Below are 19,999 nucleotides of genomic sequence, written 5' to 3'. Positions count from 1 at the left end.
CGGCGCCTTTTTCGAACCGGCCGCGTCCACCGTCACCCCCTGGTCACACCCCATGCGCAATCGTGGGGCACGAATCACGCTGGTGCAGCAGTTGCATTGGGTATTCGGCCGCGCGCGGCATGTCGTGACGCTCTCCACAGGTGGACGAGCGCGGCGCGGAACCTTTGGGAAGGGGCCCGTATTAGTTCCGCAAGCGAGTAGTACCGGGAGCAAATAGGTAAACGGCAGTTCAGCGACAAATCCAGGTTGGCAAGTCCCGTTGGAGTGTACATCCATGAAGAGACGCCGCGCACGCCTTGAATTGGTTGAAGACCGCACGTCCCGCATTCACCGCACACGCTTCGACGAAGAACGCAATCTCAGCCCGATCCAGCCGCTCACCGAACGCCAAGCCGAGTATCTCGACGCCCTCGCCCGATCCCCGCAGGTCATCGTCCTGGGGCCCGCCGGCACCGGAAAGACCTTCATCGCCGGCACCCGCGCCGCGGATCAGCTCCGCCAGCGCCGTATTTCCAAAGTCGTGATCACCCGCCCGAACGTCCCCTCGGGCCGCTCGCTCGGCTTCTTCCCCGGAACCCTCGAAGAGAAGATCGCCCCCTGGGTCGCCCCGCTGACCGAGGCCATGAAGGAGCGGATGGGTGCCGCCGCCTTCGAGATCGCCCTCAAGGCCGGCGACATCGAGATCGTCCCGTTCGAGGTGATGCGCGGGCGCACTTTCAAGAACTGCCTCGTCATCCTCGATGAGGCACAGAACACCACCACCGCCGAGATCAAGATGTTCCTGACCCGGATCGGGGACGATTGTCAGGTCATCATCAACGGCGACGTGTCGCAGACCGACCTGCGCGAGACCTCGGGGCTCCGCACCGTGATGCACCTCGTCAAAAGCCGGATGATGCCGATACCAGTGGTTGAGTTTACCCGGAATGACATCGTCCGATCCGGCATCTGCGCCGAATGGGTGAAGGCGTTCGAGGAAACGAATCTCTAAGTTAGAAGTTGATGGCGGCGGGTCCTCGACGGCCCGCCGTGCCGCCCGCGGCACGAGACGACTCTCCGCACCTCCCGTCCGGGAGGATGAACCGGGCCTCATACCCGGGCATCAGAGAATTGGAGTCTCCTCGTGAGGAAACTGACCTTCGCCTTCGCCGTGCTGGCCTCGTTGGGCGGTGCCGCCCTCGTCCAGCCCGCCTCCGCAGCCCCCGCCATGCCGGGCGCCGTCGCGGCCCCCGAGGCCGTGACCCAGGTTCGGGCGACGCCCATGGAGCGGCGCATGATGCACCGCCGGATGGAGCACCGCATGATGCACCACCGCATGCACCGTCGGATGGAGCGGCGCATGATGCATCACCGCATGCATCGCCACATGCACCGCATGTGATTTCGGTGCGGAGTGGGGTCCGAACTGGCCCCGCTCCGCAACCCCGGGCGGTCCTGCAGTTGCCCGCCCCCTCGAAGATTCCTATCTCGTCACCTCGAATCGCGCCGTCAGGCGGCCGTCGCGGCAGCCGGCCGATCCGGGAGACCCCGATGCCCCCCTCCAATCGCCTGTTCGACGACTTCGCCCGCCTGATGACCGACGCGGCCGGCGCCGCGCAGGGCGTGCGCCGCGAGGCCGAGACCGTCGTCCGGGCTCAGCTCGAACGCGTCATCCGCGACCTCGACATCGCCTCCCGTGAAGAACTCGACGTCCTGCGCGACCTCGTGACCAGCCTGCAGGCGCAGAACGAGGCGCTGGCAGCAAGGGTCACCGCCCTGGAGGCGAAATCCGGCCCTGCTGCCGCGGGCGCGGCCGGCCTCAGCGAGGTGGTCTGAGTCCCCGCGGCAACGCCCGGGGCTTTTACACAGGAAGCCGCAGCGATGATCCGGTTTCCTGTTCACCGATTATGGCCTGCACTTTGTGTCGCGAGTCACCGGCGGTTTATAGTGGGCATAGGGTGATTCGAGGGCTGCGGGGCGATGTCCGCGGAGCTTCGACAGTCGATCGCATCACCACCGGCGCAGATCGTCCGGCTGTTCAAGGTCTCGGGGTGTTCTCGACACTCCGGTTTCGCATCACCGCTCACGGCGGGCCGGACTTTTCGTCCGGACCGTCCTTTTGGATCGTCATGCCGCTGCTCAACGTCGACTTTCACGATCCGGACAGAAACGAGCATCCGCTCGACGTCGTCGAACGTCTGGCGTCCCTGCGCGATTGGATCTTCGACCGGGCCGAGACCGACGAGATGTCGGTGACGAGCCCCGGCCGCTGGACCGACTACAATGTGGCCTTCACCTGGATCGAGGACGTGGAGGCCCTGCACGTGGCCTGCGCGTTCGATCTCAAGGTCCCGGATCGGCAGCGAACCGAAGTGATGCGCCTCGTCGCGCTGATCAACGAACAGCTCTGGGTCGGACACTTCGACCTGTGGTCGAGCGACAGCGTGGTGATGTTCCGTCACGCGCATCTGCTGACGGGCGGCGCGGTACCGACCCATCCGCAATGCGCCACCATGATGAAAACCGCCGTGGATGCCTGCGAGCGCTACTATCAGGCCTTCCAGTTCGTTCTCTGGGCCGGCAAGAGCGCCCGGGACGCGCTGGACGCCGTTCTGTTCGAGACCGAAGGCGAGGCGTGACCGCCCCGGGGGCGAACGCGGCCTCGATGCCTGCTTCGCTGGTCCTGGCGGGGGCCGGCAAGATGGGTGGCGCGATGCTGGCGGGCTGGCTCGCGGCGGGCCTCGATCCGCGCCGCACCACCCTCATCGACCCCGTGCCGAGCCGGGAGATTGTCGACCTGTGCGCGGAACGGGGCCTCGCCCTCAACACGCCAGACCCCGAGCCCGGCGCCGTGCTGGTTTTGGGCATCAAGCCGCAGGCGCTGGAAGCGGCAGCTCCCGGCCTCGACAGGCTGATCGGCCGCGACACGCTCGTCGTCTCGATCCTGGCCGGCAAGACCGTATCGGACCTGCGCGGGCGGCTTCCACGGGCCCGGGCCGTGGTCCGGGCCATGCCGAACCTGCCGGCCAGCATCGGCCGGGGCGCCACGGGCGCCTACGCGAATCCCGACGTGACGCCCGGGCAGCGGGCATCCGCCGACGCCCTGCTGGCGGCGAACGGCGCCGTGGCGTGGCTCGCCGACGAGGCGCAGATCGACGCCGTGACGGCGGTCTCGGGTTCCGGGCCAGCCTATGTCTTCCTGCTGGTCGAGGCGCTGGCGGAGGCCGGCATTGCGGCCGGTCTCGATGCGGCGGTTGCGCACCGTCTCGCCCGGGCGACCGTCTCCGGTTCCGGCGCGCTCCTCGACGCGAATCCCGCAGAGGCTGCGGAGCTGCGGCGCAACGTGACCTCCCCCGGCGGCACCACGGCCGCGGCCCTCGATGTGCTGATGCGGCCGGACGGGCTCGGCGCCTTGATGCGCGAGGCCGTGTCGGCAGCCCAGCGGCGGGCGGAGGAACTCGCCGGCTGACGTCCGGTCGGCTTCGTGCGGCAAGGCCGCGCGAAGCCCCTGCCCTTCGGCGGCGGACTGCCTACATCAGGCAGAACGACCGACAGGAGCGGGCGACGACCCATGACTGAAAGCAAAGGCCCCTCGAAGCGCCCCCGCAAGGCCGCGAGCCCAGCCAAGGCGAGCAGCGCAGCCGAGAGCGTCGCACAGGAAAGCGTGACGCAGGAGAGCGCTGCCCCCGAGGCGTCCACGCATGCGGCGCCGGGGGACAGCACGGTGAAGCTGCCCCCCCGGGAGGCCGCCGTCGAGGCGCTGATGCGCCTCGCCGCCGAGCAACCCTGGAGCGACATCGAGATCGGCGACATTGCCCGGGAGGCGGGGCTGACGCTGGCCGAGCTGCGTGACCTGTTCCCGTCGAAGGGCGCGATCCTCGGTGGATTGACCCGGATCATCGACCGCAAGGTCCTGGAGGGGGACCTCGCAGGCCTGGAGGAGGAGCCGACCCGCGAGCGGCTGTTTGACGTTCTGATGCGCCGGCTCGACGCGATGGAGCCCTATAAGCCGGCCCTGCGCCGCATCGCCTACGCGCTGCGCGGCGAGCCCCTGTCGATGCTGGCGCTGAATGGCGTCATGATGAACTCCCACCGCTACATGCTGGCGGCGGCTGGGATCGACACCGAGGGGCCGCTCGGCCAACTGAAGCTTCAGGGCGTGGTGATCGCCTTCGCCCGGGTGACGCAGACCTGGCTTGAGGACGACGATCCGGCACTCGCCCGGACGATGGCCCGGCTCGACAAGGAGATCCGCAACGGCGAGCGGATCATGGAGCGGGCCGAGGATGCCCGGCGACTCACCGCGCCACTGCGTGCCCTGGGGCGCTCCTTGCTCGACCGCCGGCCCCGCGAGCGGCGCAGCCGGGACGGCGACGAGACGGATCCCGCCGCCGCGATCTGAGCACCCCCTCGACCCAGGATCCGGGGGTTCCAGGGGCTTCGCCGAGCCCGTTCAGGGCGCATCTCGGCGTTCCGGATCCGGGGGTGGTGCAGGACGCTCAGTCGAGCCCCCTGTGCCACCCCATCCCTCGCGGCTCCGAACCGCGGCGTTTGTCCCGCGGCGGGTCTGGCTGCGAGAGAGCCGATCAGATCCAGCCGCTCAGGATTTCACCGCAGCGCGCTTCTCGATCCAGCCCGCCAGCCAATCGGCGATGTCGAGGCTGTTCTTGTCCTGCATCAGCATGTGCGAATTGCCGTGGATGCCGATCTCCGGCAGCAGGATCAGCTCGGCGCGGCCGCCTGCGGCATTCGCCGCCGCCACGAATCCGCGGCACTGCTTGAGCCGTGGCGCCCAGCGGGGCGAGGCATCGACGTAATCGCCGAACAGGACGAGGATCGGCAGGTCCTTGTAGGGCGCCAAGTCGTCCTTGGCCGGGTCCGGGCAGGCGGCGGGCTCAATGGCGACGATCGCCCGGATGCCCGTGCGGTCGAGGGCGGCGGTCTGGAACGGGTAGATCCCGGATTGCGAGTGCGAGACCAGCACCGCCCCTTTGAGCCGCTTGGCGAGCTCCGACAGGGCCGGCACGGTCGGGTTCGGCACCGGCAGCGCCGCCGACCAATCCGGGACCATCTGCTTCCAGAACTCGGCCTGCGCCTCCAGGGGAAACTGCATCCCCGGGAAGACCTTCGGGTATTCCGGGCCGAACCGGAAGATCGCCCAGGCCGGCTCGCGGCCGGCCGAGAACACCGCCGGCAGCGTGTTGGGCTCGGCCCGTCCCATCTTCACCGCGTCGATCTGAGCCGGGCTCGCCGCCGAGCGCCCGCGCCACGCCTGGTCGATCACGTAGGTCGGGAAACCCCGGCGCACGAAGAACTCGTCCCAGCCCATGCGCCCGTCCGGTGTCGTCTCCCAGGTCTTTCCCGTGAGGCAGCAGCCGTGGATCAGGACCAGCGGCGGCCGGCTCGGCCCGACCGGATTCTGATAGCGGACGTAGATCTGATCGACGCTGATCGTGCCGGAGGGGGCGTAGGCCGGCAGCGTCGAGAGCGTATCGGACTGGACGTCGCGGCCGCCCACGAAGAAGCTGCCCTGCTCGGCGATGGTGAGCGGCCCGGGTGCCGGCTCGGCGGCCGCGGCGGCCCCACCCAGGAACAGCAGGATGGTCGCCGCCCGGAGGGACGGCCATGCGCGACGGAGGGTGGGCACTGACAAGCCTGCCATAACGCGTCCCAGCCCCCTCAATCGGGCCCATCCGGCCCCGTCACGAACAGGGATCCTAAGCAGACCGGCCCCTCTAAGCCAACGCTTTATCCGGGCAGACCTTTCACAGAGCATCGATTTCCGTCGCAAAACCGCGCAAGACCGTTACGAAACCTGTTTCGCGCCTCACCCGATGCGGCCCAGAACCCCGCCAGGGCTCTGTCGCGGACCCGCGAAAGGTCACGACCCAGCCCTGTCCAGGTTTTGGGTTGAGCCCCAGGAGTGGTGTCGAGCCGACCTGCACGGACCCTTGTCCCGGGCGCATGTTGCGACCGCGGAAGGCGACCCGGGATCCAGCGCAAGACGGCGCGACGCGTCGATCCGGACCGACCTGAGCCGCCGGCGCGGCGCTTCCTGTGCGGGATCCCGGATCAGGTTCCGCTTCGCTCCGCCTGTCCGGGACAGGGCGGGCGCGTCATGGCCTGGAGGCGGCCATCGCGCGCCACGCGCTCGGTCAAACACCGGGCGAGGGTGGGCCTCGACCTTCCGCAACCATGACGCGCCCTGTCGGACAGAGGCCCCGGGTGATCAGGCGGCGACGTCACGCTCGATCCGGCCCGTCGCGTCGGCCGGCAGATCCATGGCCTCGGCCAGCATCTTGAGGAACTGGCGCTCCTGAAGCGTGTCGGGCTCGATGGCGAGCCGCGCCGCCGCGTAGATCCGGGCCGCCGCGTCGGGGCTGGCGACGCGCTCGGCGAGCTCATCGACGTCAGCGGGGCTCTCCAGCTCGCGCTCCAGCCAGGATTGCCCGTCCGCATCGAGGCCGGCCTCGGACACGGCGGCCTGGAGGCGCTGGCGCTCCGCCGCATCGACCAGGCCGTCGGCGCTGGTGGCTGCGACCATCGCCCGGAGCATCAGCCGGGCCTCATCCTCGGCGACGACGGTGAAATCCGGCCCGCCCTTGGCCGGCGCTGGCGGCTCCGTGCCGCGGAGGGCCCGGAAGGCGAGTCCACCGATCAGCGCGAGCCCGCCGAGCGCCGCACCCGCGGCGAGTCCGCCGCGCCGTGAGCGCACCAGCGCGTCGACCATCTGCCTGCTATCGGCCATGCAATCCTCCCGGTCTCGATCCCGAATCGGTTCGGAAACGGCCCGGGAGGCGCTTCGGTTCAGCCGCGCTCAGGCGTCGGCCTCATCCTCGTCCTCGTCGATATCCACGAGGAAGACGATGTCGGCCTCGTCCTCATCCTCCTCATCGTCCGATGCACCGCCGGAATGATGCGGATCCTCGACATACTCGCCCTCGCCATCATCCTCCGCGAGGGCATCCTCGAAGATCTCGACCTCGTCCTCGGTGGCGGGCCGGATCTTGAGCGCCGAGGTGCCGTTCCAGAGCGGCTTACCCTCGCTCGTCATGGTGCGGATGTCTTCCTTGAACCCCGCACAGGTGAAGAGGTCCTTGGCGGACGCCTCGTCGCTGTTGATCACCGCAACGGCGGTGCCGTCGATCTCGAGCGTGAACATGGCCGGCATCCCTCTCGTAACCGTCCTCAGGCGCGCCCGGTCAGCGGGATCGCGCGGGTGCGACGCCGGGCCCCGGGCGAAAACCCGGGGGATTCGCCCGGCGGTCATCAGCGCCGCCAGGGGGATGCTGTAGGGGTGAAGCGGTCGGGCGCCAAGCCCGTCGCCGCGGCGGCGGCACGATTTGGCGCGGCGATCACGGACGGACCATCATTGGACATAAGGATCATCGCGCATGCGGATCAGGCTCGGCTGCGAGATGCGCTACGCCTTCCCCTATCCGGTCCCCATGGTGGTGATGCTCAACGTGCATCCCAGCCGGGCCGAGGCCCTCGAAGCGCCCGACACGCTGCGCACCGAGCCGCCCGTTCCGGTGGAGACCTACCGTGACGGGTTCGGCAACCTGTGCGGCCGCCTGACGGCCCCGGCCGGCAGCTTCACCCTCGGCACCGACGCGGTGATCCGCGACAACGGCAATCCCGATCCGTCCCATCCCGAGGCCGAGCAGCACGCCATCGAAGCCCTTCCGGCGGAGACCATCGTGTTCCTCCTGCCGAGCCGCTACTGCGAATCGGATCTGCTGGCCGACGAGGCGTGGCGGCTGTTCGGGCACATCACCCCGGGCTGGAACCGGGTCCAGGCGGTCTGCGACTTCGTCCACGGCCACATCGCGTTCGGCTACGAGTTCGCCCACCGGGACCGCACCGCCCTGGACGCCTATGCGGGCGGGCGCGGCGTCTGCCGGGACTTCACCCATCTCGCGGTGGCGTTCTGCCGCGCCCTCAATGTGCCGACCCGCTACTGCACCGGCTACATCAGCTTCATCGGCGAGCCCGAGCCGCATCCGGCCGGCGATTTCGCCGCCTGGATGGAGGTCTATCTCGGCGGGCGCTGGCACGTGTTCGATCCGCGCAACAACGCGCCCCGGATCGGCCGGGTGATGGTAGCCTATGGGCGCGACGCCGCCGACGTGCCGCTGACCCACACATTCGGGCCCAACCCGCTGGTGGGCTTCCGCGTCTGGGCCGATCGGATCGACCATCTCGACCGGTCCGAGGAGGCGGCGATCCCGCCGGAGGAACCCCTGCCGCCGCAGAGCATGACGACGCGGACCGGGTAAGCGCCGGGCAAGGCGTCGCCCTGATCGTTCGATAAGCTCAGCACAAGCGGCCACGACGAGGATGAGGACCCGCGGCGCCCTGCGTCGCGGACGCAAGGGTGCAGGGACTGGACCACGCGGTGCGGCCGATCGCGCAAGAGCTGGATCGAACCGATGTCGACCCGGGCGGAATGGCCGAAGGGCGGCCGACGGACGCATCCCGCAACGCAGCGCTTCGACCGATCGCGGACTGACGGAGCAGACTCGGCAAGATATTCCCGCTCCTGAATCGACATGTCGCAGTGACGTCAACCAAATCGCGCACAGTGCTGCATCGTCTCGATTTTTGGCTGCGCGACATGATTATCAGAAAATCATACCTTTTTCTATCGGGGATCAATCTTTTTGCTTTAGTATTGGTGCTGGCATCGTTCCTTGCTTACATCAAGTCCAACAGCCAGATGATCGCCGCCGCCGAGTTGCGGCATCGATCGTACATCGTCGCCAGCGAGATCAGACAATCGTCGAACGATCTCACCCGCCTCATGAGGACCTATGCGGTTACAGCCGACAAATCGTATCTCGATCAATACAATGCCGTGATCGACATCAGAGCTGGCAAGCGGGCTCGGCCCGTCGCTTACGATCGCATTTATTGGGATTTCGTCGCAGCTGGCGTCTCGAAACCGCGCCCCGACGGCGAGACCGTCTCCACGCGTATGTTGATGACACGCCTGGGCTTCTCAGCCGAGGAGTTCAAAAAGCTCGACGAGTCGATCGCGAAGTCCGACAAACTCGTCGAGCTTGAGGTCGCGGCGATGAACCTCGTCCAGAACAAGACGGCCAATGGCGCGCCACTCGCGCCGGGCGACGCGGCTGCCAATCAGGCCCGGGCCATCGCGATGCTGCATTCGGGAGACTACCATCGCGAGAAGGCGGCCATCATGCGCCCGTTGGATGAGTTCTTCGTTCTGATGGATCAGCGCATGGATGCGATGCGAGCCGATGCGGACAAGAATAACGCCTTCTACTTCTGGATGCTGTGCTCGGCTCTCGCTGCGTCGGCGGCCTCGCTGGTCGCGTTGCTGACGTTCGGTTCTCTCAGGATCGTGGCTTCGATCGGGCGTATGACGCGGTTCGTCCAAGTCCTTGCCACGGGCGATACCTCCGCCGAAGTTCCCGAGCTCCAGCGTCGCGACGAGATTGGCACGATGGCCGATGCCGTGCAGGTCTTCAGGGCCAACCTGATCCGCATGCGGGCCCTGGAGGAGGAGACGGCGCTTGCCCGAGCCTCGGCCGAGGAGCAGCGCAAGCGCACCCTCCGGCAAATCGCGGACAGCTTCGAAGCTGCGGTCGGGGGCGTCATCGGTCAGGTTGCAACCGCCGCGGCGCAATTGCGATCGATCGCGACAGCCATGTCTGGGTCCGCCGCCCAGACCGCGACCCAGTCGACAACGGTCGCTGTGGCCGCCGAGGAGGCTTCCAGCAACGTCGGCACGGTGGCGGCTGCGGCTGAAGGGCTCGGGGCATCGGTACAGGAGATCGGGCGCCAAGTGACCGGATCGTCCGACCTGGCGCAGGCCGCGGTGAGGGACGCCGACCAAACCGGCGTGCTCGTCGGGGAATTGCGCGCCGCCGTGTCGCGGGTCGGCGACGTCGTCGCGATGATCTCGCAGATCGCCGGACAGACGAATTTGCTGGCGCTCAACGCCACGATCGAGGCGGCGCGCGCCGGTGCGGCGGGTCGGGGCTTCGCGGTGGTGGCTTCGGAGGTCAAGGCGCTCGCCGAGCAGACCGCCAAGGCGACCGAGGAAATCTCCGGCCATATCGTGCGCATTCAAGGTTCGACCGGTCAAGCCGTCGCAGCCATCGACGGGATCACGGGACGCATTCGTGAGATCAATGCCGTGTCGGCATCGATCGCAGCGGCGGTTGAGCGACAAGGGGGGGCGACGCAGGACATCGTGCACAATGTCGTGCAGGCCTCCCTCGGAACCACCGAAGTGACGGTGAACATCACCGGGGTCGCGAAGGCAGCGGAGGAGACCGGGGCGGCAGCGTCACAGGTTCTGGCCTCGGCGGGTGAACTGTCGCTCCAGTCGGACCACCTCGCCGCCGAGATCCAACGCTTCCTGGCCACCGTCCGCGCAGCCTGATGGCTGGCCCCACGATCCCCCCGATGGCGGGGCGACGTGGCTGAGCGCGCGCCCTGTTCGACCTGCTCAGCTATGAGAAGGTCGAGCGCCGATGCACGAGAGACTGGGATAGTCCTCAGACCCCGGCGCCCCGCGCGATGGCGCGCTTGACCACGCCCTGGACCTCCGGGTTCGACAGGAACAGGTCGTGGTTGATGAGGCCACCCGCGTAATCGGAGGCATCGGCGACGCGCACGCCCAACGCCTCCAGCTTGGCGCGATCCACCGCGCCTGCACGGACGCCGCCGGCCAGAGCCGCGGAGAGTTCGAGGGCCCGGTCGTTGGTCGCCGAGATCACGGTGATCTTCGAGACATCGGGCCCGAGCCGCGCGACGCCGTTGGAGAACAGGTCGAAGTCGATGTCGGGGGCCGCCAGAACCACCGCGCCGATCCGCCCCATCGCCGCCTCGCCGGCTTCGGCGCGCAGCATGCGCAGGGTCTCCAGCGTCAGGAGCGTGCCCATCGAGTGCGCCACGACATTGATGCGGCCGCCGCTCGGCGAGGCGGCGAGCGCCTTGAGCAGGTCCTCGAAGGCGTCCCGGGACCAGAGGGCGCTCTCGCGATCGTAATTGTAGTCGAGGGTCGCGGCCGCCGACGGCCACGTGAACAGGCCCGAGACGCCGCGGAAGCGGATCCCGTCCGAGAGCCGCGCCGCGCTGACGGCGGCCGATTCGAACGATTCGCGGTAGCCGTGGACGTAGATCAGCACGTCGCGGCCGAGGGCCGCCTGCGCGAAGGCCTCGGCGGCGGCGGGTCCGGTCTCGGTCTTGGGCACGGCGCCGATCGTCCAGTCGCCGGTGATGACCGACGAGACCTTTCCGAGGAGCGAGCGATCCGGGGGCGAGAGGCGCACCTCGGCGAAACTCAGGCCCCGGCCGCGCTCGCTGCTGAAATACGGCGGCTTCGGCGGGTTGCCCACGGGCTTGCGGGTCGTGGCGACCAGCAGCACCGGCATGACGTCGAGCGCCGATTGCTTCTCGGGCAGGGCCGCGCCGGTCCCGAGATCGTCGGTGACGCAACCGCCGAGCGACGGGGCAAGAGACACGGCACCCGCGAGGGCCGTGAACCGCAGGAGGACGCGGCGTGAGACAATCTGGCTCGACATGATCCGGTTACGCTCGGGCGGGGGCCGCTTCCGTGGCGCAGGATCTTGGCCTTGGCGGGGCAGGCCGGAGGCAGGCAAGGCCCCCTCCGCTGTGGAGTACGGGCACGGTGCGGCGTGTTGTGCCCGGGACACAGGCCGCGCTATCCCTCGACGGCGGCCCACGCCACCGCCATGAAGAGCCTATGACGCCGTCCATCGACATCGAGAGCCTGCGCGAGCGCCTGCTGCGCGGCGACCGCGCCGCCCTGGCCCGAGCCATCACCCTGGCCGAGTCGAAACGGGCCGATCACCGGGCACTCGCCGCCACCCTGATCGATTCCGTGCTGCCGCAGACCGGCCGGGCGATCCGGGTGGGGATCACCGGCGTTCCCGGTGTCGGCAAATCGACCACCATCGACGCGCTGGGCTCGAACCTGACGGCTTCCGGCCACAGGGTGGCGGTGCTCGCGGTCGATCCGTCCTCCTCCCGCACCGGCGGCTCTATCCTGGGCGACAAGACCCGGATGGCCCGGCTCGCCCATGATCCGAACGCCTTCATCCGCCCCTCCCCGTCCTCGGGCACGCTGGGCGGGGTCGCGGCCAAGACCCGCGAGACCATGCTGCTGTGCGAGGCGGCCGGGTTCGACGTGATCCTGGTGGAGACGGTCGGCGTCGGCCAGTCCGAGACCGCGGTGGCGGACCTGACCGACTTCTTCCTCGTGCTGATGCTCCCCGGGGCAGGCGACGAGTTGCAGGGCATCAAGAAAGGCATTCTCGAACTCGCCGACATGATCGCGGTGAACAAGGCCGATGCCGGCGAGGCCGAGCAGCGGGCCAATGCCGCGGCCTCCGAGTACCGGGCGGCTTTGCACATCCTCACCCCGGCCTCGGCGACTTGGACGCCGCCGGTTGTGACGATCTCGGGCTTCCACAACCTCCGGCTGGATGCCCTCTGGGCCAGGATCGTGGATCACCGGGAGAAGCTCACCGCCACCGGCGAGATCGAGGCGAAGCGCCGGACCCAGGACGTGAAGTGGATGTGGGCGCTCGTCGACGAGCGCCTACATCAGCGTCTCGTCGGGTCACCCGAGATCCGCCGCCGCACCGCCGAGGCCGAGGCGGCCGTCGCCCGGGGCGAGACCTCACCGGCCGCGGGCGCCACCGCCATCGCGGAGCTGATCGGGCTCTGAGACCGGCCCCCGCGGAGAGGCCGACCGCACAAAATCGTGCCGGGCGGGGGCACAAACGCGGTCTCGCGCGTTCCGAGGACGACGGCGTATCGAGCGGCGCCCCGTCGCGGCGCCGCGCACGTCCCAGGAGAGTGCCATGGTGGATACGGATCGGATCGTCGGCGGCGCCAAGGAGGCCGTCGGCAAGGTTCAGGGCGCGGCCGGCGATTTCGTCGGCTCGAACCGGGACTCGGTCGAGGGGCGGTTCCGCGAGGCGCAGGGCCAGGCGCAGAACGTCTACGGCCAGGTGAAGGACAAGGCCCGCGACCTCGCTGACCAAGCCAGCGACGTCGCCAGCGACGCCTATGACCGCGCCGGCGACTATGCCAGCGACGCTTACGAGCGCAGCGGCTCCTACCTGCGTGACGGCAGTGCCGCCGTCGGCGCCCGGGTGGAGGAGAACCCGCTGGTCGCGCTGCTCATCGCGGGCGCGGTCGGCTACGGCCTCGCCCTGCTGATCCACGGCCGCCGCTGATCGAACGTGGCCCCGCCCGAACGCGCGGGCGGGGCCGGTTCCAGCCGTGAACGCCGCCCTGATCGCTGTCGGTGTCGGGGGTGACCCAGTCGGTGGCTATCTGCACAGAAGCCTACCGGCACCCGTCGACATGCGCCGATGGTGATCGCGCAGGTCTCGCAGGCCAGGCGTCAACCGCTACGGAGCCGCCTCTTCAGTTCGTCATAATCGCGTTTTGCGACCGCAAGCACTTCAGCGTCTCCGGCTGCCTCCAGGCGTTCGATCCGGTCGCGCATCAGGGCGATGGCCGTCCCCGCTCGGCCGAGTTCGTAATTGAGCACACCGCGCTGGAACAGCACATCCTGCAGGGTGCTCAAATCGGCCCCTGCTTCTGCGATGGCCTGAACCCGGACGAGGTAGGGTTCGGCCTCGGCCTTGCGCCCGAGCCGGTACAGGTTTTGCGCCAGATTGGTCAGGACGGCCCGAAGCCTCGGATCGTCAGTTCCGAAAAGGCGCTCCCCTGATGCGAGCACGTCGCTATTGACCGCCAGGGCCTCAGCGTATCGCTCGGCCTCGTGCAAGTGGTACGCTTGCTTTTCGCGGGTGGCCGCACGCTGATCATCGTCGTATTCGGGCAATTCATCCGCGAGGACCGCCGCCTGCCCGTATTGGTCAGCCGCCACGGAATGGCGCTCGGCCTCTCCGGGAAGGGCGGCCTGTATGCCTGCGAGCTCGGCGTAGATGTAGTGGTCGAGCATGCGGCGAGCCGCGGGACGCATGTCCGCCTCGCCAAGGGTCATCAGCGCGGCGAAGGCTTCGAGACCCACCGTGCGGTCCGTGGCTGCGGACCGCGACACGATCGTGCCAATCATCGACAGGATCTCGCATCGCTCGGCGACCAGATCGTGCCGTTCACCCGCGTAGGCACGGAGCGCGTTCAATTCCGCGAGGGCCGCGCTGCCGCTGAACCGTGCGTCCGAATCATCGAGCATGCGGCGCATCCGAGCGACGCGTGCGGCCAGCGCCGCCTCACTGTGCGGAACACCTTCGTTCGCGATGAGGACGGTCAGGCCGTTGGTCAAGGGAAACCGCATGGGGGATAGGCCGATCCGGGGGACCGCATCTGCCGCTGCGATCATCCCGGGAGGATCCCCCGGCCCGTTTGCGCCGAGGGCTCTTCCGTCCAGGGCGACCGGCCCAATCGCAGCCCGCGACGGAGCGACGGGGCCGGCTCCAGCGCTCTACTGCGCCGTCCAGCCGCCATCCATCGGGATGTTGGCGCCGGTGATCTGGCTGGCCGCGTCCGAGCACAGGAACACCGCGAGCGCGGCGACCTGATCGACCGTAACGAATTCCTTGGTCGGCTGCGCCTTGAGCAGCACCTCCTCGATCACCTGCTCCTTGGTGAGATTGCGGGCCTTCATCGTGTCGGGGATCTGTGCCTCCACGAGGGGCGTCCAGACATAGCCCGGCGAGATGCAGTTCACCGTGACCTTGTGGGGCGCGAGTTCCAGGGCCGCCGTCTTGGTCAGGCCGGCGATGCCGTGCTTGGCGGCCACATAGGCCGACTTGAACGGCGAGGCCACCAGCGAGTGGGCCGAGGCCGTGTTGATGATCCGCCCCCAGCCCCGCGCCTTCATGCCGGGGATCGCGGCATGCATCGCGTGGAAGGCCGAAGACAGGTTGATCGCGATGATCTGCTCCCACTTCTCCGCCGGGAACTCCTCGATCGGCGAGACGAACTGGATACCGGCATTGTTGACCAGCACGTCGAGGGCACCGAAGCATTCCTGCGCGTCCCGGACCATCGCGGCGATCTCGGCCGGCTTCGACATGTCGGCCCCGGAATAGAGGGCCCGCACGCCGAATTCCGCCTCGATGGCGGTGCGGGCCTGCTCGATCTCCTCCGGCTTGCCGAAGCCGTTCAGCACGATGTTGGCCCCTTCGGCAGCGAACGCCCGCGCGATGGCGAGCCCGATCCCGCTCGTCGAGCCGGTGACGAGTGCGGTCCTGGTCTTGAGCGTCATGGCAACCTCCGGATCTGTGCGGGCCTGCGATCAGGCGAGATAGTCGTGCAGCACTGTGCCGTACGGGAGGGTGAAGTCCACGACCATGTGGCGCGCCCCGACGATCCGGCGCACGGGCAGGTCGGCAACCCGGCAATTGACGTGCGGGATCAGGTCGAGCCGGCCCTCGCCGTTCCAGGCGCCGTGCACCGTGATGTCCTCGAGCCGGTAGCCCACGAGCTGGGCGACCTTCGGCCGGCCATCGACGTCCGGCAGGAGCTTCAGGTTGACGTTGAGCTTGCGCAACCCCTCGCGCACGGAGCCGAGATCGTGCTCCAGGCTCTCGTGCTTGTACGTCATGGTGCCCATCGCGACCCGCTCCTCGTCGTAGAAGAGCGTGCCGGTGAGCGTATCCATCATGAGCTTGAGCTGGGGCTGGCCCCACTTTTTCGGAAAGCCCCAGATCTCGCGGCCGGCGGTGATCGGCGGCTCGTCGTCGAGGTACATCTGGATCGAGAAGTTGCACGGCTCGCCGTCGTAGAAGGCGTAGGCGCCGCTGCCGCTCTCCTCGTAATCGCCGAAGCCCGAGGAATCCGGCATCTTCATCCACTCGTAGAAGACGAGGTTGTCCGGATGCGGCTCCAGCGGCTCCGGCAGCGCCCGGCGCAGGGCGGCTGGATCGGTCTCGTAGGTGATGATCAGGTACTCGCGCTGACAGAACCGGTAGGGCCCGCGCGGGTAGCTCGGGCTGAAGGCGGGCATCGAGGTGGTGGACAGGATCTCGTCGCGGGTCATGGTCAAGCCTCCGCTCGTCCGTGCCGGGGCGATCCGGTCCGCCCCGGCTTCCGTCAGGGTGGTATCAATCGCGGGCGTGCCGGCTGAGGTCGAAGACGGCGACGCCGTCCGCGTTGTGGGCCCGCTCGCGCCAGCGCCGGTGCCGCAGGGACCGGACCGCGTCGTCGCGACCGGCCTGCCAGTGCTCCAGCATCGTCGCCCGGGAGAATTCGTAATCCTTCGAATTCGCCTCGTAGCGCTTCTGCCGGTAGATCAGCTGCATCATCGTGATGAAGTTCTGGCGGGTGACCTGGCGCAGGAAGCCCACGTCATCGTCGGCCTGCATCTCCGGCGGCAGCCGCTCGATCAGCCGTCGCATGGCACGCTTGGCTCTGCGGATCTCGATGTTCTTGTCGGTGTTGAGCCGGGTCCGGCTCGAATAGCGGATGTCCTTCTCGCGCTCGGCCGCCTCGACCAGGGTGCGCGGCATCGGCCCCTGAGCCGAGAACAGGTCGACCTGATAGACGACGAGGTCGCGCTGGCGCTCGGTATCGAGCACGTAATCGAGGGGCGTGTTCGAGACGAGGCCGCCGTCCCAATAGGCCTCGCCGTCGATGATCACCGGCGGGAAGCCGGGCGGCAGGGCCCCCGAGGCCATGATGTGCTCGGGGCCGATCCGATCGGTCCGGTTATCGAAATAGATGAAGTTGCCCGAGCGGACGTTCACGGCCCCGACGCTGAGCCGCACCTCCCCCCGGTTGATCCGGTCGAAATCGACGAGCCGCTCCAGGGTACCCTTGAGGGCTCCGGTCTCGTAGAGGCTGAGGGCCTCCGGGGCGCCGGCCGGGTAGAAGGTTGCGGGCGGCACCCGTGGCGTGAAGAATCCCGGCACGCCGAAGGTCGCGATCCAGGCCGCCGACAGCTCGTTGAACGCGGTGCGCGCCTGTTCGCCGGGGATGAACGGTTTCGCCGTCAGGTCGGAGGAGACCAGCTCCCAGAATTCCCGCAGCCGGGCAACACGCCGCTCCGCCGGGTTGCCCACGATCAAGGCCGCGTTGATCGCCCCGATCGAGATGCCGGCGACCCAGTCGATCGCCGTCTGATGCCCGGCGAGCGCCTCGTAGATGCCGGCCTGATAGGATCCGAGCGCACCGCCGCCCTGAAGCACGAGGACCGACGCCTCGCCGGCAGGATAAAGAGTCTCGGATGCGATCATCGGGCTGCCAAGCTTTGGGCTCGCGGTTCCCGTGGCAGATTCAGATCTTAGAAATGTGACATCCTGTCATGACCGAGTTGTACGCGGTCTTTGTCCACAGGGCATTCGATGCAGCGCTTGGCCCTATCGTGTCTCGGACGTCTCAAGATCGACCTTGCCGGCGGCGTCACCTTGGGCCAGGGGCAGCGATACTTCCACGCGCAGGCCGGGTCCGTTGTCGAGCAGATGCAGAGCGCCCCGGTGGAGCCGCACGACCGCATTGACCAGGCTGAGGCCGACCCCGAACCCAGGTCGCGATCGGGATTGTTCCAGACGGACGAATCGCCCGAGCACGTGCGTGCGCTCGCCCTCGGGAATGCCGGGTCCGCTGTCGGAGACGGCGAGACGGGCAAGCCCGCCATCGCGCCAGACCGCGACGGCGATCCGACCCGCGCCGTCGCCCGGCGGAGCGCCGTATTTCAGCGCGTTATCGACGAGGTTGGCCAGCGCCTGCCCGATCAGCTCGCGATTGGCCTCCACCACGATCCCGTCCGGCGCGGCGACATCCAGGGTGAAGCCCTGGTCCTCGGCGAGCGCCTCGTAGAGTTCGGCGACGCTACGGGCCGCGGCGCCGAGGTCGAGGGGCGCCATCATCTCGCGGGCACTCCCGGCCTCGAGCCGCGCGATCATCAGCAGCGCGTTGAAGATCCGGATCAGCCCGTCGCCCTCCTCGATCACGGCTTCCAGGGCGGCGCGCAGCTCATCCGGCGTCGAGGGCCGGCGCAGGGCCTCGTCGGCGCGGTTGCGCAGGCGAGTCAGAGGTGTCTTCAGGTCGTGGGCGATGTTGTCGGAGACGTCGCGCATCCCACGCATCAGTTCGCCGATGCGCTCCAGCATCTGGTTAAGGCTCGATGCGAGGCGGTCGAGTTCGTCACCGTTGCCGGCGACGTGCAGACGCCCGTCCAGGTCCCCCGCCATGATGGCCCGGGTGGTCTGTGTCATGGCGTCGACCCGGCGCAGGACCCGGCTCGCCGCGAGCCAGCCGCCGATGACCCCCAGGACCACCACGGCGGCCACCGAGGTACCGAAGGCCCGGCCGATCACGGCGCGCAGGCGGTCACGCTCCTCGGTGTCCCGTCCGACGAGGAGCCGGAAGCCGCCCGGCAGGGTAAAGACGCGCACGATCGCGCGATGAGCCTCCGCGTCGGAATCGTTGCGGCCGTAGCGGGTTTCACTCTGGCCAGGTGTCGCCAGAACGGCGGCCGGCACGTAGCCGACATTCCCGACGACGTGATCTCCGCCGGCCGTCGTGACGAGGTACAGGGAGGCGCCGGGCTCTCGCGAGCGACGCTCGACGACGCTGATCAGCCGGCGGAGGCCGCCGGAATTGTACTGTTCCGACAGACCGTTGATCTCGGCGTCGATCGTCGACACGATCTGGTCGTCGAGCACCGTACGCGCGTTCCACGCGACGTATCCAAGCGCCAGGAAGGCGCAGAGCGTGAAGATCGTCAGATAGGCGAGCGACAGCTTGAACGCGGTGGTGCGGAAGAGTTTCTGGAAGCGCGCCGCACCGGTCTCGGTCGGGTTGAGCGCGTCGGTCGGCAGCCGGTTCACCCGGCCGCACCCTCATCGACGCGCAGCACGTAGCCGGCACCCCGGATTGTGTGGATGACCGGCGACGGAAACCCCTTGTCGAGCTTGCCCCGCAGGCGCGAGACATGAACGTCGATCACGTTGGTCTGCGGATCGAAATGATAATCCCAGACGTGTTCCAGCAGCATGGTCCGCGTGACCACCTGGCCGGCATGGCGCATCAGGTATTCGAGCAGGCGGAACTCGCGCGGCTGCAGCGGGATCTCGCGGCCGGATCGCGTGACCCGATGCGACAGCCGATCGAGTTCGAGGTCGCCGACCCGGTAGCGGGTCTCTTCCGCGGCACCGGATCCGGCCTGCCGCCGGGCTAGGGCCTCGGTGCGGGCGAGCAATTCGGAGAAGGCGTAGGGTTTCGGCAGATAATCGTCCCCGCCGGCCCGCAGACCCTTCACCCGGTCGTCGACTTGGCCGAGCGCCGACAGGATCAGGACCGGCGTCGCCACCTTCTGCTCACGCAGCGAGCGGACCAGCGACAGGCCATCGAGCTTTGGCAGCATGCGATCGACGATCAGCACATCATAGGCGCCCTCACGCGCCAGCGCGTAACCGTCCAGACCGTCATGCGCGCAGTCGGCCACATGTCCCGCCTCGCGGAACGCCTTGACCAGATAGGCTGCCGCGTCCCGGTCGTCCTCGATGATGAGAAGTCGCATGGATCCGGTCCATAGCGCGACGCGCAGATCGGGGGAACGTGTCTCGCTCAGCATGGTCAAGCCGCTCCCCTCCCCTCTTGCCCGATGGACGGGCCGGGACCGCAGGGCGCGTATCCCAGCCCGTTCCGACGCAGCCGGTCAGACCCTTCGGAGGGCACGAAGGCTGCCCGCTGTATCGTCCGCACGATCCGACGCGCGGATCGGTGGCGTGCGGACCTTGGACGAGCGCTGATTACGGGAGGGTCGCGCCCAGATGACTTTCCGGCAAGGAAAGCGCCAGCACCGCGAGCGCAAACGCAAACAGGCCGCTCCCGGAGGGGAGCGGCCTGTTTGGATCGTAGGAACCGTGTTGAGGGAATGTCGATTGCGATGTGCGGGTCTGGCGGCGACCGACTCTCCCGTGCCTTGAGACACAGTACCATGGGCGCTGGCGTGTTTAACGGCCGAGTTCGAGATGGGATCGGGTTCTGGGCACGCCGCTCGAGCCACCAGACCGGCGCATCGCAATTCGTTTGG

The 19,999-nt window shown here is 68.4% G+C and carries 20 protein-coding genes and 1 rRNA gene; 10 read left to right on the top strand and 11 right to left on the bottom strand.

What is annotated here, in order from left to right; genetic code table 11:
- The first annotated feature begins 274 nt into the window (after nucleotides 1–274).
- The 6 genes from MKK88_RS33265 to MKK88_RS33240 all read left to right on the top strand — a co-directional run bounded on the left by MKK88_RS33265 (nucleotide 275) and on the right by MKK88_RS33240 (nucleotide 4,381).
- Complete coding sequence (locus MKK88_RS33265) at nucleotides 275–991, top strand: PhoH family protein (RefSeq protein WP_244008024.1); 717 nt, start codon at nucleotides 275–277, stop codon at nucleotides 989–991.
- A 132-nt stretch (nucleotides 992–1,123) separates the two neighbouring features.
- Nucleotides 1,124–1,381 (top strand): hypothetical protein, encoded by a 258-nt coding sequence (locus MKK88_RS33260; protein ID WP_244008022.1) that lies wholly within the window; start codon nucleotides 1,124–1,126, stop codon nucleotides 1,379–1,381.
- Between the two features lie 149 nt (nucleotides 1,382–1,530).
- Complete coding sequence (locus MKK88_RS33255; protein WP_244008020.1) at nucleotides 1,531–1,815, top strand: accessory factor UbiK family protein; 285 nt, start codon at nucleotides 1,531–1,533, stop codon at nucleotides 1,813–1,815.
- Nucleotides 1,816–2,108: 293 nt separating this feature from the next.
- Entirely contained in the window at nucleotides 2,109–2,618 is a 510-nt protein-coding gene (locus MKK88_RS33250) for a YbjN domain-containing protein (RefSeq protein WP_244008018.1), read from the top strand.
- Between the two features lie 26 nt (nucleotides 2,619–2,644).
- Nucleotides 2,645–3,448: a pyrroline-5-carboxylate reductase gene (gene proC, locus MKK88_RS33245; RefSeq protein WP_244008016.1), complete on the top strand. Its 804-nt coding sequence runs from the start codon at nucleotides 2,645–2,647 to the stop codon at nucleotides 3,446–3,448.
- Between the two features lie 102 nt (nucleotides 3,449–3,550).
- Nucleotides 3,551–4,381: a TetR/AcrR family transcriptional regulator gene (locus MKK88_RS33240; protein ID WP_244008014.1), complete on the top strand. Its 831-nt coding sequence runs from the start codon at nucleotides 3,551–3,553 to the stop codon at nucleotides 4,379–4,381.
- A gap of 198 nt (nucleotides 4,382–4,579) precedes the next feature.
- On the opposite strand, the gene MKK88_RS33235 is transcribed toward MKK88_RS33240, so the two are convergent.
- From MKK88_RS33235 to MKK88_RS33225, 3 genes are all read right to left on the bottom strand, one after another.
- Nucleotides 4,580–5,626 (bottom strand): esterase, encoded by a 1,047-nt coding sequence (locus MKK88_RS33235; RefSeq protein ID WP_244008012.1) that lies wholly within the window; start codon nucleotides 5,624–5,626, stop codon nucleotides 4,580–4,582.
- A gap of 582 nt (nucleotides 5,627–6,208) precedes the next feature.
- Nucleotides 6,209–6,727: a DUF533 domain-containing protein gene (locus tag MKK88_RS33230; RefSeq protein WP_244008010.1), complete on the bottom strand. Its 519-nt coding sequence runs from the start codon at nucleotides 6,725–6,727 to the stop codon at nucleotides 6,209–6,211.
- 69 nt (nucleotides 6,728–6,796) lie between these two features.
- Nucleotides 6,797–7,141: a hypothetical protein gene (locus MKK88_RS33225; RefSeq protein ID WP_244008008.1), complete on the bottom strand. Its 345-nt coding sequence runs from the start codon at nucleotides 7,139–7,141 to the stop codon at nucleotides 6,797–6,799.
- Between the two features lie 232 nt (nucleotides 7,142–7,373).
- Here MKK88_RS33225 and MKK88_RS33220 point away from each other — a divergent pair, with 232 nt between their 5' ends.
- Complete coding sequence (locus tag MKK88_RS33220) at nucleotides 7,374–8,258, top strand: transglutaminase-like domain-containing protein (protein ID WP_244008006.1); 885 nt, start codon at nucleotides 7,374–7,376, stop codon at nucleotides 8,256–8,258.
- A 338-nt stretch (nucleotides 8,259–8,596) separates the two neighbouring features.
- The gene (locus MKK88_RS33215; RefSeq protein ID WP_409566746.1) at nucleotides 8,597–10,393 is read left to right on the top strand and encodes a methyl-accepting chemotaxis protein; all 1,797 of its coding nucleotides are present in this window, start codon (nucleotides 8,597–8,599) and stop codon (nucleotides 10,391–10,393) included.
- 115 nt (nucleotides 10,394–10,508) lie between these two features.
- On the opposite strand, the gene MKK88_RS33210 is transcribed toward MKK88_RS33215, so the two are convergent.
- Nucleotides 10,509–11,537, bottom strand: coding sequence for an alpha/beta hydrolase (locus MKK88_RS33210; RefSeq protein ID WP_244008004.1), 1,029 nt, complete (start codon nucleotides 11,535–11,537; stop codon nucleotides 10,509–10,511).
- Between the two features lie 182 nt (nucleotides 11,538–11,719).
- Between MKK88_RS33210 and meaB the strand changes: the two genes are divergently transcribed.
- Together meaB and MKK88_RS33200 are read left to right on the top strand one after the other, a co-directional pair.
- The gene (gene meaB, locus MKK88_RS33205; protein WP_244008002.1) at nucleotides 11,720–12,706 is read left to right on the top strand and encodes a methylmalonyl Co-A mutase-associated GTPase MeaB; all 987 of its coding nucleotides are present in this window, start codon (nucleotides 11,720–11,722) and stop codon (nucleotides 12,704–12,706) included.
- A 136-nt stretch (nucleotides 12,707–12,842) separates the two neighbouring features.
- Nucleotides 12,843–13,220, top strand: coding sequence for a CsbD family protein (locus tag MKK88_RS33200; protein ID WP_244008000.1), 378 nt, complete (start codon nucleotides 12,843–12,845; stop codon nucleotides 13,218–13,220).
- A gap of 170 nt (nucleotides 13,221–13,390) precedes the next feature.
- Here MKK88_RS33200 and MKK88_RS33195 read toward each other — a convergent pair whose 3' ends face one another.
- The 7 genes from MKK88_RS33195 to rrf form a co-directional block, all read right to left on the bottom strand.
- Nucleotides 13,391–14,338 (bottom strand): tetratricopeptide repeat protein, encoded by a 948-nt coding sequence (locus MKK88_RS33195; protein WP_244007999.1) that lies wholly within the window; start codon nucleotides 14,336–14,338, stop codon nucleotides 13,391–13,393.
- A gap of 102 nt (nucleotides 14,339–14,440) precedes the next feature.
- The gene (locus tag MKK88_RS33190) at nucleotides 14,441–15,226 is read right to left on the bottom strand and encodes a 3-hydroxybutyrate dehydrogenase (protein WP_244007997.1); all 786 of its coding nucleotides are present in this window, start codon (nucleotides 15,224–15,226) and stop codon (nucleotides 14,441–14,443) included.
- 30 nt (nucleotides 15,227–15,256) lie between these two features.
- On the bottom strand, nucleotides 15,257–16,000 hold the full coding sequence (locus tag MKK88_RS33185; protein WP_244007995.1) for an acetoacetate decarboxylase: 744 nt from the start codon (nucleotides 15,998–16,000) through the stop codon (nucleotides 15,257–15,259).
- A gap of 64 nt (nucleotides 16,001–16,064) precedes the next feature.
- Nucleotides 16,065–17,195, bottom strand: coding sequence for a patatin-like phospholipase family protein (locus MKK88_RS33180; protein WP_244007993.1), 1,131 nt, complete (start codon nucleotides 17,193–17,195; stop codon nucleotides 16,065–16,067).
- Between the two features lie 123 nt (nucleotides 17,196–17,318).
- Nucleotides 17,319–18,791: an ATP-binding protein gene (locus tag MKK88_RS33175; protein ID WP_409566744.1), complete on the bottom strand. Its 1,473-nt coding sequence runs from the start codon at nucleotides 18,789–18,791 to the stop codon at nucleotides 17,319–17,321.
- Complete coding sequence (locus MKK88_RS33170; RefSeq protein ID WP_244007992.1) at nucleotides 18,788–19,483, bottom strand: response regulator transcription factor; 696 nt, start codon at nucleotides 19,481–19,483, stop codon at nucleotides 18,788–18,790. Before MKK88_RS33170 ends, MKK88_RS33175 begins: the two co-directional genes overlap by 4 nt.
- A gap of 377 nt (nucleotides 19,484–19,860) precedes the next feature.
- A 5S ribosomal RNA gene (gene rrf / locus MKK88_RS33165) occupies nucleotides 19,861–19,976 on the bottom strand.
- Nucleotides 19,977–19,999 lie beyond the last annotated feature (23 nt).

Source organism: Methylobacterium sp. E-005 (genome assembly GCF_022829725.1).
Lineage (GTDB): Bacteria > Pseudomonadota > Alphaproteobacteria > Rhizobiales > Beijerinckiaceae > Methylobacterium.
Note: the sequence above shows the minus strand (reverse complement) of the source record. Positions and strands in the feature narration are given on the sequence as shown.

Coding starts and splice junctions, on each gene's coding strand:
- MKK88_RS33240 (WP_244008014.1), top strand. CDS start 3,551: ATGACTGAAAGCAAAGGCCCCTCGAAGCGCCCCCGCAAGGCCGCGAGC.
- MKK88_RS33195 (WP_244007999.1), bottom strand. CDS start 14,338: ATGATCGCAGCGGCAGATGCGGTCCCCCGGATCGGCCTATCCCCCATG.
- MKK88_RS33265 (WP_244008024.1), top strand. CDS start 275: ATGAAGAGACGCCGCGCACGCCTTGAATTGGTTGAAGACCGCACGTCC.
- MKK88_RS33185 (WP_244007995.1), bottom strand. CDS start 16,000: ATGACCCGCGACGAGATCCTGTCCACCACCTCGATGCCCGCCTTCAGC.
- MKK88_RS33220 (WP_244008006.1), top strand. CDS start 7,374: ATGCGGATCAGGCTCGGCTGCGAGATGCGCTACGCCTTCCCCTATCCG.
- MKK88_RS33210 (WP_244008004.1), bottom strand. CDS start 11,537: ATGTCGAGCCAGATTGTCTCACGCCGCGTCCTCCTGCGGTTCACGGCC.
- MKK88_RS33170 (WP_244007992.1), bottom strand. CDS start 19,483: ATGCGACTTCTCATCATCGAGGACGACCGGGACGCGGCAGCCTATCTG.
- MKK88_RS33200 (WP_244008000.1), top strand. CDS start 12,843: ATGGTGGATACGGATCGGATCGTCGGCGGCGCCAAGGAGGCCGTCGGC.
- meaB (WP_244008002.1), top strand. CDS start 11,720: ATGACGCCGTCCATCGACATCGAGAGCCTGCGCGAGCGCCTGCTGCGC.
- proC (WP_244008016.1), top strand. CDS start 2,645: ATGCCTGCTTCGCTGGTCCTGGCGGGGGCCGGCAAGATGGGTGGCGCG.
- MKK88_RS33225 (WP_244008008.1), bottom strand. CDS start 7,141: ATGTTCACGCTCGAGATCGACGGCACCGCCGTTGCGGTGATCAACAGC.
- MKK88_RS33190 (WP_244007997.1), bottom strand. CDS start 15,226: ATGACGCTCAAGACCAGGACCGCACTCGTCACCGGCTCGACGAGCGGG.
- MKK88_RS33250 (WP_244008018.1), top strand. CDS start 2,109: ATGCCGCTGCTCAACGTCGACTTTCACGATCCGGACAGAAACGAGCAT.
- MKK88_RS33215 (WP_409566746.1), top strand. CDS start 8,597: ATGATTATCAGAAAATCATACCTTTTTCTATCGGGGATCAATCTTTTT.
- MKK88_RS33255 (WP_244008020.1), top strand. CDS start 1,531: ATGCCCCCCTCCAATCGCCTGTTCGACGACTTCGCCCGCCTGATGACC.
- MKK88_RS33230 (WP_244008010.1), bottom strand. CDS start 6,727: ATGGCCGATAGCAGGCAGATGGTCGACGCGCTGGTGCGCTCACGGCGC.
- MKK88_RS33180 (WP_244007993.1), bottom strand. CDS start 17,195: ATGATCGCATCCGAGACTCTTTATCCTGCCGGCGAGGCGTCGGTCCTC.